The following is a 13753-nucleotide window of genomic DNA, read 5'->3' as shown; positions in this document are numbered from 1 at the left end:
AAATCAAAGAGGGATATCCTGTTTAGATGGTATTAAAGTGCTTCTTTAATGATCTTTTTGTAATAAGAGACGGAAAGGATTCCGAATATGGAGTAAAGGATGGTATATAGCAGCATGACTATAATCATCGGAGTTAAAAGCTCTGTTCCAAAGAAAAACCAACCGGATTTGACTGCAAAATAGCTGTGAAGCAGCCCAACCACTAAGGGAATGCCAAAGTTGAACATTTGTTTTATTTTTATGCCCCTTAACAAATCAGCCCTTGTGAAGCCAAGCTTTCGAAGGATGGTATAGTTCGGCTTTTCCTCTTCGCTTTCTCCCATTTGCTTAAAATAGAGAATATTGCCGGATGTGATAAGAAAGGTTAGTCCAAGGAAAGCAACGATAAACATAATCAAGCCCATCGATTGTTTTTGCTGGTTGCTTGTATTAAGCTGGGAATCATTTCTGTTGTGCTCAGAGAACTTCATCTCATTGAATAGCTGAGTCGCTTCTTTTAGATCAGAACGATCTTTCATATTAATTCCGATATGCAGGGTAGAGTGTTTCTGAATAGCCGGATCAAGATGATTATTTAAGCGCTCGAAAACAGAATCATCAACGATGACTACAGGCAATCCGCCGCTTTTAAACCACCAAGAGACGATGGGCTGCTCCTTAAGTCCGATATATTGTTGTGGAATACTTTGAGTAGGATTTATTAGTTGCACGGGCCCTGAGTCTTTTAAAGACATGAATTGTTTGAGCATGCTGCTGTAACCAGAGAGATAGACCTCGTCTTGAGACAGTTTAATACCGTCAACAGATTTTTCGCTGACAACGGGCAAGGTCATAATACCCGTAGCCCCATTCACGCTTACCACTTCAAGATTGTTATTCATAATACTCTTCAAATTGACGTCTACCTGAATGACAGGAATCATTTTTTCGGTATGCGCCAGCTTGTTTTTGTTTAGAGCTTCTTTAAACTGCTCCGCGTCCTGAACGTTCATAAATGCAAAATGTTCGGGAACATTGTTTTTGGCCGTTTTTTCGGCAGAGTAATAAGAGATATAGCTTAAGGATAATAATCCGATAGCAAGCGCCGACACGGTCGTAATGATGGTGAGAAGCAGCGCATTCGATTTCATACGGAACATAATGGACGAGAGCGATAAGGTTTCATTAATGTTAAGGTAGCCGTTTTTCTGCTTTCGAATCACGTTGAAAATAAAGCTGACCGATCCTTTATAAAAAAGGAAAGTTCCAAGGATAACGGAGCCCAAAATACCGATCATGGCAGCAAAGAGCGCGGTCATCGTCACAAATTTACCTCCGAACAGTTCGGAAGAAATATAATAGCCCAGCGCAATCAACAGCAATCCGGCAATACCGATTAGCATTTCCAGAATAGACACTCTTCTTGCTTTGCCTTCTGTGACGGAATTCACTCTAAACAGCGATAATATCGTTTGTTTTTTTATAAATAAATAGTTCATCAACATAATCAGAAGATAAATAACTAAAAAAATAATGATGGTTTGCTTGAACGCTTGGGTGGAGAAACGCAGCTCTGCGGCCACCTCAACACCGATCGTTTTAAATAAAATCATAATAATTAATTTGGACACAGAGAAACCGACCAGAACCCCAAGCAGGATGGAGCCGAAATAAAGAAAAAAGTTTTCCAGCGTCAGAATGCGGAAAATTTTATTTTTGGTCATTCCGATAAGCTGAAATAAGCCGATTTCCTTGCTACGCCTTTTAATAAAGATGGTATTGGCGTACAGCAGAAAAATAGAAACGATTCCAACGAGCAAATAAGAAGCAGTCTTAATGGCAGCAGCCCCTTTAACAGAGCCTTTCGCCTCATCCATGGCAGGATCAAACTGCAGGGTGACAAAGGCGAAATAAAGAGCAGCGCTAAACACGAGAGCAAACACATAGAGATAATAGTTTTTTAAATTCTTTTTTAGATTGCGGAGAATGAGTTGATTAATGCTCATGGTGCACCCCGCTTAGTACACTTTGTGTTGCCATAATATCGTTGAAGAATTTTTGCCGCGTTTGTTCTCCCTTATAAAGCTGAGAATAGATTTGTCCATCCTTGATGAAGATGACTCTGCTGCAATAGCTGGCAGCTACCGGATCGTGAGTAACCATGGCGATGGTAGCTTGTCTTTTTTGATTTAAACCGCTCAGCTTGTTCAGTAAATCAGAGGCGGATTTGGAATCAAGGGCGCCTGTCGGTTCGTCAGCGAAAATAATGCTTGGCTCATGAATGAACGCTCTTGCAGCGGATGTGCGTTGTTTTTGGCCGCCAGATATTTCATTCGGATACTTATTGCGGAGCTCATAAATGCCAAGCTCGGTCGCTACCGCTTGAAATTTACGTTCGGCTTCTTTTTTTGGCGTCTTCGTAATCGACAGCGGCAATAAAATATTTTCTTTGACCGTTAGCGTATCTAACAAATTGTATTCCTGAAAAATAAAGCCTAAACGATTTTTGCGAAATTCAGCCAATTGTTTTTCTTTTAATCCAGAAATAACTTTCCCTTCGATTTTAATCGAGCCGCTGCTAATGTGGTCAATCGATGAAAGCACGTTAAGCAAGGTCGTTTTTCCTGAGCCGGATGCGCCCATGATGCTGACGAATTCCCCTTTTTCAATGCTAATATCGAGCCCGCATAATACTTCCTGCTTGTTGAACTTGTTTCCGTAAATTTTATGGATTTTGGTTGCTTCCAGAATGAACATCTTATTAACACTCTCCCTAGGTCTATTACTTGTATTGTAAATCGAATGTCCGATTAGTTCCTTCGAATGACCGAACAAATAATAGAAGCATGTGACAATGTTGTCACATGCTTGTGATACGAACGAATTCATTTCGCTGCGGGAAAGCTAAGGTGAACGCTGTTCCTGCTCCAAGCTCGGATTTGACATGGACACGGATCAACAGCGATTGAGCTGCTTTTTGAGCTAAATACAATCCCATGCCTGTCGCGGCGCTGTCTTGGTGCATCGTCGTCGATGTAAAGCCTTTATCGAAAATGCGAGGCAGATCCTTCGGATCGATGCCGCGTCCATTATCAATGATTTCAAGGATAGTCTGCTGATTCCGCTGATAGCTCTTGATCACGATATCAGATGGCGGGCTATATTTTACAGCGTTGGTTAAAATTTGTCTGATGATAAAGGAAAGCCATTTCGCATCGCTCAGCGCTTTCGGTTCATCCAATTGAATATCAAAGCCGATCCCCTTCTGGATACACCATGATTGCAGCGTCTTAATTTCATCGAAGATGATCGTTTCCAAATCGGTGTTTTCGATATAGATATCATTTTCAATAAACGGTATGCGTCTCTGATGGAGCTGCTGGTCGAGCAGGAGGTGAATCCGCAGCCATTCATACGTCAAATGCGTTTTCATTCCTTCATCCAGTATACGGTCTATCATGAGACGCATCGCGGTTAGCGGCGTTTTTACCTCGTGTATCCAAGATAACAGCTCATCCTTCTCATGCTCCAAAACCATCCGATTGTTCATTGCAGCGTGCTTCAGCAGTTCCGCTTGATTCGTCATGCTTTTTTCGATCACCTTCTCAAACGGGCTCTCCGGCTCAGCCATGCTCGTAGTATCCAGGCTGATGTCTCGCTCCTCCAAGCTTCTGATGAACCTTGTTTCTTTATGATACCGGATGACGAAATGGATGATAAAAATAATCGAAGATAAATAAAAGAGATAGATCATCGATTGCAGGGGAATCGTTGAATCTACATAAGCACAAACAAGAATCAGCAGCTGCAAAATAATAAACAACAGAATCCAGCTGCGCCTCTCCACTATATATTTTCTAATCATAATCATGCGCCTCTTCAACAGCCATATAGCCTTGTCCAATTTTCGTTTCAACAAAACGGCCGAGCTCAATTTCATCGAGCCTTTTGCGCAGCCGGTTCACATTCACAGTTAGCGTGTTGTCACTGACAAACCGTTTATCATCCCATAAGCTATTAATCAATTCTTCCCGGCTAACAATCTTATTTTTACGGTCAATGAGCATTTTTAAAATAAAGATCTCATTTTTGGTAAGCTCAATGGAGCCTTTATGATTGGAGACCAGATTTTTCTCATAATCAACCGTTGCGTCGCACCAGGTTTTGAGCTCGATATATTCGGTATTGTAATTGTATACCCGCCGAAGAATAGCTTGTATTTTGACGATGAGCACATCGAAGTGAAAGGGCTTTTGTATATAATCATCCGCTCCAAGCTGCATAGACATGACGATGTCCGTCGGGTGGTCTCGCGAGGATAGGAAGATGATCGGGACGCTCGAGTGGGAACGTATCATTCTGCACCAATGAAATCCATCGAATTTTGGAAGCTGAATATCGATGATCACGAGGTCCGGCTTAACGAAGGTAAATTGCTGAATCACTTTCTCAAAATCCGAAATGCCATGTACTTCATATGACCACTGGGATAATCGGTCTTTTATCTCGTTAAATAACGTTGTGTCATCTTCAATTAACAATAGTTTAAACATAGGGTCACCGCTTTTTTTAAAGTTTATTACTATGAATTGTATAGGAAAATCCCTATGTATGCCATAAATGGCACGGAACAAAGTGCTGAATGGAGAGAGGGGAAGAGAAAAGAGGGTTGTGCAACATTTTGTGCAAACGTTGTCATTTCAGGGGAAAAAGGTGAATTTACGTGTCGAAATAGGTAAAAGGTGAGAAAAACAATTGACAGCGCTTTATTTTGAGTATTAATATGGGAATCAGCAAACGCTTTCATTGCGCTTTTATGACTGGAACAGCTGTTGTAGAAGATGCGGTTAAAAAGTTTGCATTAATTATGTTATTTGTGCAAACGCTTGCATAAAATCTATAGCTGTTTAGACAGAAGTCAGGGGGTGTTGTGTTAACGAACTTTGGTGTAGACGGAACGGTGCGAGTTGATGATTGAAAGGTGCAATGATCATAATTTGAGGAGGTTCATCCAAATGGGCTTTGCTTTAAAACGAAAGAAAATGATGTCTATCATGCTTATAGCAGCTATGATCTGGTCGATAGTGGGCGCAATACCGCTACATACGAACGCCGCGGCGCCAACTCAGGTTGTTCTTGTCGGCGACTTGCAGAAGGGGCTCGGTAACAGCGAGAATTGGGACCCCAAAGCCGAGGCAACCAAGATGAGCGATAGCGGCAGCGGTTATTATACGTTTAAGGCTACGCTGCCAGCGGGCACATATGAATATAAAGTTGCTCTAAATGGAGGCTGGTTGGAAAGCTATGGCTTTGGCAATTACACGAATCCAAGCGGTGTGGATAGCGGCGGCAATATTAAGCTGACACTCTCCGAAGAGAAAGAAGTGACTTTTTATTATAACCACGATACACATAAAATTGCGGATTCTACCTATTACACCCCGGTAGCCAGCGACAAGCTGCCTCGGATTGTTGGGACTTTGCAGGTTCCGCTAGGGGAACCAAGTAACTGGGCACCAGAATCGGCGCTTTCCCTTTTGACGGATAGCGATATGGATGGCGTCTACACGATAACGAAGGATGTACCCAAAGGGGATTACAAATTCAAAATCGTGCTTGGATCGACTTGGGATGACCAGACGTATCCAAAGGATGATCAATTGCTTAGTCTTCCTGCCGATCTTCCAGTAACGTTTAAATATAACGCGAATACAAAAGTGGTATCAGCAGATTTCAAAGCACCAGTTGAACCGAGTCCGAGTCCAGATCCGGTTGACCCGAACCTCGATCCGATTCCGGCCAACCACCTGCGCATTCATTACAATCGGGCAGACGCTCTTTATGAGAATCAAGGGATATGGACATGGGAGCAGGTTGCCGCTCCTTCAACGGGCTGGCCGGGTGGCGCAACAGCTTTTCCAGCAGATAAGAGAGACAGCTATGGTGCCTATGTTGATATTCCGCTAGCTGCGAATGCCAAAAAAGTGGGCTTCCTTATCGTTAATCGATTAGATGGAGCTAAGGATGGCGGCGATAAAGCGGTAGCGATAAGCTCCCCAGCAGTAAATGAAATTTGGATTAAGGAGAACTCCAATAAAGTATCTTATTTCGAGCCGGTAGAGCTCCCAGCTAATACCGTTCGTATTCACTATGTGAGAGACGATAAAAAACAGAGTGCTTACGGTTTATGGCTGTGGGATCAGGTGGCGACTCCTTCAACAGGCTGGCCAACGGGCGCATCCGCTTTTACAGAGGAACAGGTCGACCGTTATGGCAGCTATGTCGATATTCCGCTTCAAGAGAACGCGCAAAAAATTAGTTTTATTGTCGTTAATCGCACCTTGGGCGATGCGGATAAGGATGGAGGCAATCGCTCCTTCAGTCTTGCAAATCGTTACAATCAGCTCTGGATCAAGAAGGGAGATAATAATGTATACGTGTCCCCTTACTGGGAACTGCCTACAGCCCTTGAGTCCGCAGAGATCTTATCCGAAAGTAAGCTCCTTCTCGGTTTCACAATGACCGACGGTCTCGCAGCAGAGGAATTGAAGAATGCCATTACAATTACGGATAAGAACGGTACAGCTGTATCGATTAATCAAGTGGTGTTGAACGCTGATAAAAAAACAGCAAATGTCTCGGCAAACATTCAGCTGGATCAAACGCCGCTGAACGTAACTTACCAAGGGAGAACCGTATCCGCAGCTGCAGGCTGGAGAATGCTTGATGAGCTTTACAACTACGAAGGAAATGATCTTGGGGCGAGCTATCATTCTGGCAGCGTGGTTCTGAAGCTGTGGGCGCCAAAAGCAAGCGCAGTCGTAGCAAATGTCTATGATAAAGCCGATTCTACTAAGCTGGTTGGCAGTGCCAGTTTGACGAAAGGCGACAAAGGCGTTTGGACGGCAGCTATCGCGCCAACTGATCTCACAGGTCAAGGCATAACCGATCTGAAGGGGTATTTTTATCAATATGAAGTGACGAATGATGGGGTTGCGAAACAAGTACTCGACCCGTACGCGAAATCGATGGCGGAGTTTAGAGTGAATACGAAGGGTGAAACCGGTCCAGATGGCGATGCAGTTGGCAAAGCGGCAATCGTTGATCTAGATGCAACTAATCCTGCCGCAGACTATGATTTTGCCAAAATTGACGGCTATGAGAAACGAGAGGACGCGATTATTTGGGAGGCGCATATTAGAGACTTTACATCCGATCCATCCGTAGCTGATGATCTTAATGCGAGATGGGGCTCTTATAACGCATTCAAGGATAAGCTGTCTTATATTAAATCATTAGGCGTTACCCATATTCAGCTGCTTCCAGTTATGGCTTGGTATTATGGCGACGAAGCTCAGATGGGAACAAGAGAACTGGAATACTCTGCACAAAACAACGAATACAACTGGGGTTATGATCCGCATAGCTACTTCTCGCCGGATGGCGCTTATTCGGAGGATGCCGCAGATCCCGAGCTGAGAGTAAAAGAATTAAAAGGACTCATTGATGCGATTCATAATGAAGGTATGGGAGTCGTTCTTGATGTCGTCTACACCCATATGGCCAAAGCAAGCTTCTTAAACGATATCGTACCTAACTATTACGCATTCCAAGATGCAAATGGCAACAATATCGGCGGATTCGGCAACAACCTTGCTACCTCTCACAAAATGGCGGAGAAGCTAATGGTTGATTCGGTTAAGTACTGGTTTGATGAATACAAAATCGACGGCATGCGCTGGGATATGATGGGCGACGCTACCTATGATTCCGTGCAGAATGCTTACGATGCAGCAGCGAGTATTAATCCGAATGCCCTATTTATCGGTGAAGGCTGGGTAACGTTCGGAGGCGATGCTTCTGATCCTGCTTTGAAGGGCAAAGGCGCAGACCAAAAATGGATGGATAAAACAGACAGCGTAGGCGTTTTCTCCGATGAGATTCGTAATGAATTGAAATCCGGTTTCGGCTCGGAGGGCGAGCCAAGATTTATAACAGGTGGAGCAAGAAGCGTGGCTACGATCCTGAATAATATCAAGGGGCAGCCAAGCAACACGCCTGCTGATGACCCGGGAGACATGGTGCAGTATATTGAAGCCCACGACAACCTGCCGCTGTATGATGTTATTGCCCAGTCAATTAAGAAAGATCCGGCTATAGCGGCTAATGATCTGGAAATTCATAAACGGATACGTCTGGGCAATTTGCTCATTCTAACCTCTCAAGGTACGGCTTTCCTTCATGCTGGTCAAGAATATGGCAGAACGAAGCAGTGGCTTGGGGCAGGGGTGCCGGAGCAGAAATACCACGAGCTGAAAGATGCGGCTGGAAACTCATTTGGTTATTTCATTCATGATTCCTATGATTCCTCCGATGCAATCAATAAATTTGACTGGCAGAAGGCGACGAATGCTGAGCAATATCCAGTCAATCATGTAACGAAGGAGTACACAGCAGGATTAATTGAACTTCGGAAACATACGGATGCCTTCCGTTTAGGCGAAAAGGACCTCGTTGATTCCAATGTCACGCTCATTCCTGCGAAGGAAATGAAAGATAACGATCTTGTGATCGGCTACAAAAATAAAGCAACAGACGGCACAGGCAATTATTATGTATTTATGAATGCTGATCGTACAGCAAGAACGCTTACGTTTACAGAGGATTTAACTGCAGGCACAGTGCTTGTAGATAATGATGAAGCGGGGATTTCGGCGGTTTCTGTGCCATCCGGCTTTGAGCTGACGTCTAGCTCGATTACGCTTGAGCCGTTGACCGCAGTCATTATTAAGATGGAGGCGGCAGCGCCTGATCTTAAGGAGCTAGTGCTGGACAATGTGAGTTATCCACTTGAGATAGGAACGACGCACCAAACAGTAGTGTATGCCAAATACAGCGACGGCACCAAGAAAAAAGTAACGAGCGGCGTTGTTTATTCTTCGGATAAGCCGAGAATTGCTATCGTGAGACCAAACGGCGTTGTAAAGGCGGTCGGTGCGGGCAAAGCAACGATTACAGCCAAATATAACGGAATATCTACAAGCGCAGTAGTAGAAGCATCAACCGATATGACGAAGCGTTATGTCCAAATCAATTACATTCGTCCTGACAAGAAATATGAAGATTGGAATATGTGGGTTTGGAACAATGCACTGCAAAAGGACCAAATCAATTTTGGGAAAACCCAGAATGGCGTTGCCACTGCTATGGTGGAGCTTTCACCTGAAACGGTTAATTTAGGATTTGTGCTCCGTAAAGGAACGAATTGGGACACTGCGAAGCAGGATATTCCAGATGATCGCTTTATTCCTATCTCACCGGGGACCGCTTTTACAAAGGTAAATATAACGAGTATGGTCAATCGGCTGGATATATTACCAACTATAAAGGGACCTGTTCTTAAGGATGGAGGCATTACCTTCCTCTATAGGGATGATTACTTATTCAAAAACGGACGTTCGAGTAATCTAACCGGAGTTAAGGTGAAGGTAGGCGGCAAGGAATATGATATGATCTATGATTCTGCGAAGGAGCTGTTTACTTACACGCTTGCTCATTTAGAAGTAGGGACATATGAGTATAGCTTCGTTGTAAAGCAGAAGGGTGAAGAAGCATATGAAATCAACGATCCTACAAATACAATGAATGAAAAATCAGTATTTACTTATCGAACGCCTGCTGTGACGGTGACATCATCTTTTAATCCAACCGCGATTTCCTATAATGAAGGTTCGGTGCTCAAGATACAGACTTCAGCTTCGGAAGAGGTAGCATTTACAGAAGGTTATATGGACTTAACGGCAGTAGGGGGACCTGCGGAGGTGTATTTCGATACAAAGCTGCTCGCTCAAACGATTGCCGTAAAGGATACCGTGACTGCAGGAATCAAGGAAATACCGATTACACTGTATGATGAGTACGGCAACAAGCACACCCATACAGCCACAATAACGGTAAAAGCAAGAACCTTTGCTGGCAATCTCGACTTTGATTGGGATGAGGCACGTATCTATTTCGCGCTAACTGATCGGTTTGCGGATGGGGATTGGGCCAATAATGCGGATGTAGATAAAGATCACCTTGAAGCTTACCATGGCGGTGATTTCCAAGGCATGATCGACAAGCTGGATTATTTACAGGAGCTGGGCATTAATACGCTGTGGATCACTCCGATTGTCGATAATATCGATTTCAACAAAGGCGTAGATTTTAACACCAAGCAGTACGGCTATCATGGCTACTGGGCTAAAGATTTCACGAAGCTTGATGAGCATCTTGGTGATATGGATACGTTTAAGGAACTAATCAACAAAGCTCACGACAAGGGCATCAAGATTATGGTCGACGTGGTGCTTAACCATACCGGCTACGGCTTAAAAGCTGAGGATAACCGTCCAGGCATTACGCCGGAGGACAAAGCTCGCTTTGAAGGGATGCTCAGAACAAATGGCGTTCAAGCCAGCACCAATCCAATTGAAGGAGAACTGGATGGTTTGCCGGACTTCAAGACAGAGGACCCAGCCGTTCGTGAGAAAATAATTGAATGGCAAGCAGGCTGGCTCGATCGTGCTAGAACGGATCGCGGCGATACGATTGATTTCTTCCGCGTGGATACAGTGAAGCATGTAGAGAGCACAACGTGGAAAGCGTTCAAAAATGCGTTGACGGCTATCGATCCAAGCTTCAAGCTGATCGGTGAAAATTTTGGCGCTTCAATCGACGGTGACGGTGGCATGCTGCGCAGCGGCCAAATGGACAGCTTGCTCGATTTTAGCTTTAATGACAGAGCCAAAGATTTTACAGATGGGAAGATTGATGCTGTCGATGCATATCTGGCAGACCGGGAAACGAAGCTGGACAACACAGCAATGATGGGGCAGTTCCTAAGCAGTCACGATGAGGATGGTTTCCTGTCTGAGTTTGTGAAAGGTGACAAAGGCAAGCTGAAAATCGCAGCAGCCCTTCAAATCACGGCGAAAGGCCAGCCCGTCATTTATTACGGCGAGGAGCTTGGCCGCTCAGGTCCTAATGCTCGTGACTTGAAAGCAGGCTTGTTAAACGAAAACCGTTCAGATATGCCATGGGATCAATTGACGGCAGAACAAGCACTGCATGATCATTACGAGAAGCTGCTCAATATTCGGGCGAAGTTCTCGAAGGTTTATTCCAAAGGCTTGCGTACGAAGCTTGCTGGATCGGATACACTAGCTTATTTAGCATTTAATAAACAATTTAACGGCGTAAATGTTGTAACGATTATTAACACAGCCGTGGAGAGCAAGCAGGTTACGCTGGAAGTTCCTTTCGCAGCTGGAGCTAAAGCAAAGGATGAGTACAGCGGAATACTTTATACGGTGAAGGATAATGGACAGGTGACGGTTGAAGTACCGGGTAGGAACGAAGGCGGAACGGTTATTTTGAGCGAGGTTGCGGATAATGTTCCAACACCTACGACGCCGAGTACACCACAGCCAGCTGATGTCCATGTGATTGATAATGATACCTTGCGCAGCGGCAAGGATGGTAAAGTGTCGGTGCAAATAACCGATGGCAAATATTCGGTACAATTGCCGCTTGATGCAGCAGCAGTACTGGCAGGCAATAGCTTGGAGCTGAAGGCAGCTGGCATTACAATGACGCTGTCAAATGAACTATTGGCTTCTATTAAAGGACTTGTGTCTGCGAGTGAAGCGGATGGGGCTCGTATCGTATTCGAGGCAAAGCCGTTGAAGACAGCAGATGCGGACGCTTTGGTTGACCGAACCCAGGATGTTCAAGCTAAGCTGAAAGCGGGCTCTCTGGTTTATGATTTCAACTTAAGCATCGTAACGAAGGCTGGAAAAGTGATTCCGGTTACAAAATTTGAGAAGCCGATCCTACTCAGCTTCCAGCTTAACCCGAACGCAAACCAAGACATCGTTGGTATCTATTATGTGAGTGATGCTGGCAAGCTGGAATACATCGGTGGCACGCTTAAGGGTGAGTTGATTACGGCTGAGGTATTCCATTTCAGCAAATATGCTGCTCTTGAGTACGATAAATCATTTACGGATGTGCCAGCGAGTCACTGGGCTAATGCAGCGATCAAATCACTAGCTGCGAAGCGCATTGTTTCGGGCATTAATGAGAAGCAGTTTGCACCGCAAGCTAACGTAACGAGAGCAGAATTTGCAGCTATGCTTATCCGTGCTCTTGGAGTGAAAGCTGAAGGCACGGCAAGCTATAGCGATGTAGAAACGGGCAAATGGTATTCCGCTTATGTAGCGACAGCGAGCAAGCTGGGCATTATAAAAGGCCGCAGCAACTCGGCGTTTGCGCCAAATGAAACGATAAGCCGCGAGGAAATGGCTGTCATGATCATGCGAGCGTATGAGGTTAGAAAGGGAGCGGCTGCAACTTCAGCGGCAGAGGAAACAACATTCACTGATCGCAGCCAAATTAGCAAATGGGCGGAAGCATCGGTTGCGGCAGCTGCTAAGCTAGGACTCGTTCAAGGCAGAGCAAACGAAACATTTGCGCCGAAAGGGAAAATGACACGTGCAGAAAGTGCACAGGTCATCTATAAGCTTTTAGGGAAATGAGCATTTCTTCAATGTAAGGGTTAGAAAGATAGCAAATCATTATGTCTATCATGATGTAGTTGCTGAAACAGACAAAAGCCGGGCTTCTCCTTCTGGAGACCCGGCTTTTTTTGGCTTTGTTGTATTGCCGAGTAGAACAATCAAAATCTTTACATCATGACTATAGTTACAGTATACTGTAACTGATACAGCGAACTGTAAATGTTTTGATTGTCGATAATGAGAAAAGAGGTGAGACGATGGACACATTCACAGCGAAACAAGTTGCGGAAATTCTCCAGCAGGAAGATCCTGAGATGAATTTGAGAACCGTCAGGTATTATACCCAGATCGGGATCGTTCCCCCGTTAGAGCTTGTTGGGAACAAAAGAGTGTATACGAGCAGCCACGTTAGTTACTTTCGTGCGATTCTCACGTTAGTCCATAGCGGAGAAACGCTGGCTGCTATCCAAGAAAAGCTAAAGGAGCTCTCTATAGATGAGATTTCCAAAATTGGCGAGAATCTTCAGCTTTATCGCTCCAAAAAAATGCTAACCAATGATACCCATGTCATTAATGATGATGTCATTCTTTCGATGAGCCCACGAATTTCGGCGGAACTCCGGGAGAAAATGGTAAAGACGATCTCTCAAATGCTGAAGGGAGAAGTGAAGTGATGATCAAAACAAGGTTCACCAAATCCGTTATGGAAAATGAAGAAGGCATGAACCATCTTTGGCTTCAGCTTTCTCCAATTCGTGTTGCGGATGATGTTCGTGTTCAGCTTACGCTGCCAAGCGGCATTCATCGTCTGCACAATTTGAGCGGATATGAGGAGACGGATATTCAGGAGATCGTCGTACCCAATCCAATGATAATAAATAACATGATCGTTGAACTATTTACGACAAGCCCAGTAACATGCGGAGAGAAGACCATCATTGTTGCTATCACCTATAGAGAAAAAGAAAAGTCTATTCGAATTGAACATGAAGTGCCATTAAGGATCGTATCTGAGGATGAAATGGACGGCTTGGTCGTTGATGAAGAAGCCGCAGCGTTTATGAAAGAACATCTGGCTCTGAAAAAATCTAATGAGCAATCGGAATATGAATTTATTGATCATTCCCAAACAAAAATCATTAGGATCGAATCGAGTGAATATGCGGATTGGGAGAAAAAATACCGAATTGAAGGGCTTTCACCACGTTAAG

The 13753-nt window shown here is 44.4% G+C and carries 7 protein-coding genes; 3 read left to right on the top strand and 4 right to left on the bottom strand.

Annotation, left to right across the window (positions count from 1 at the left end; all coding sequences use genetic code 11):
- Window positions 1-32: 32 nt before the first annotated feature.
- The 4 genes from AB4Z45_RS04275 to AB4Z45_RS04260 form a co-directional block, all read right to left on the bottom strand.
- Window positions 33-1985: an FtsX-like permease family protein gene (locus AB4Z45_RS04275; RefSeq protein ID WP_441908052.1), complete on the bottom strand. Its 1953-nt coding sequence runs from the start codon at window positions 1983-1985 to the stop codon at window positions 33-35.
- A complete protein-coding gene (locus tag AB4Z45_RS04270; RefSeq protein ID WP_441908051.1) occupies window positions 1975-2736 on the bottom strand; it encodes an ABC transporter ATP-binding protein in 762 nt (253 codons plus the stop codon). Before AB4Z45_RS04270 ends, AB4Z45_RS04275 begins: the two co-directional genes overlap by 11 nt.
- A 103-nt stretch (window positions 2737-2839) precedes the next feature.
- Window positions 2840-3844, bottom strand: coding sequence for an ATP-binding protein (locus AB4Z45_RS04265; protein WP_441908050.1), 1005 nt, complete (start codon window positions 3842-3844; stop codon window positions 2840-2842).
- Window positions 3837-4532 carry a response regulator gene (locus tag AB4Z45_RS04260; RefSeq protein ID WP_441908049.1) on the bottom strand — a complete coding sequence of 232 codons (696 nt, stop codon included), beginning with the start codon at window positions 4530-4532 and terminating at the stop codon, window positions 3837-3839. The genes AB4Z45_RS04265 and AB4Z45_RS04260 overlap by 8 nt, the downstream gene beginning before the upstream one ends.
- Before the next feature lie 462 nt (window positions 4533-4994).
- Between AB4Z45_RS04260 and AB4Z45_RS04255 the strand changes: the two genes are divergently transcribed.
- From AB4Z45_RS04255 to AB4Z45_RS04245, 3 genes are all read left to right on the top strand, one after another.
- A complete protein-coding gene (locus AB4Z45_RS04255; protein WP_441908048.1) occupies window positions 4995-12560 on the top strand; it encodes a pullulanase in 7566 nt (2521 codons plus the stop codon).
- Window positions 12561-12799: 239 nt separating this feature from the next.
- Window positions 12800-13216, top strand: a complete 417-nt coding sequence (locus AB4Z45_RS04250) for a MerR family transcriptional regulator (RefSeq protein WP_441908047.1) — start codon at window positions 12800-12802, stop codon at window positions 13214-13216.
- A complete protein-coding gene (locus AB4Z45_RS04245; RefSeq protein ID WP_441908046.1) occupies window positions 13216-13752 on the top strand; it encodes a hypothetical protein in 537 nt (178 codons plus the stop codon). The genes AB4Z45_RS04250 and AB4Z45_RS04245 overlap by 1 nt, the downstream gene beginning before the upstream one ends.
- Window position 13753 lies beyond the last annotated feature (1 nt).

The organism is Paenibacillus sp. MCAF9 (assembly GCF_052114265.1).
Taxonomy (GTDB): Bacteria; Bacillota; Bacilli; order Paenibacillales; family Paenibacillaceae; genus Pristimantibacillus.
Note: the sequence above shows the minus strand (reverse complement) of the source record. Positions and strands in the feature narration are given on the sequence as shown.

Bases quoted from the DNA above. Each gene is read 5' to 3' on its own strand.
- AB4Z45_RS04275 (WP_441908052.1), bottom strand. From the start codon at position 1,985: ATGAGCATTAATCAACTCATTCTCCGCAATCTAAAAAAGAATTTAAAA.
- AB4Z45_RS04270 (WP_441908051.1), bottom strand. From the start codon at position 2,736: ATGTTCATTCTGGAAGCAACCAAAATCCATAAAATTTACGGAAACAAG.
- AB4Z45_RS04265 (WP_441908050.1), bottom strand. From the start codon at position 3,844: ATGATTAGAAAATATATAGTGGAGAGGCGCAGCTGGATTCTGTTGTTT.
- AB4Z45_RS04260 (WP_441908049.1), bottom strand. From the start codon at position 4,532: ATGTTTAAACTATTGTTAATTGAAGATGACACAACGTTATTTAACGAG.
- AB4Z45_RS04255 (WP_441908048.1), top strand. From the start codon at position 4,995: ATGGGCTTTGCTTTAAAACGAAAGAAAATGATGTCTATCATGCTTATA.
- AB4Z45_RS04250 (WP_441908047.1), top strand. From the start codon at position 12,800: ATGGACACATTCACAGCGAAACAAGTTGCGGAAATTCTCCAGCAGGAA.
- AB4Z45_RS04245 (WP_441908046.1), top strand. From the start codon at position 13,216: ATGATCAAAACAAGGTTCACCAAATCCGTTATGGAAAATGAAGAAGGC.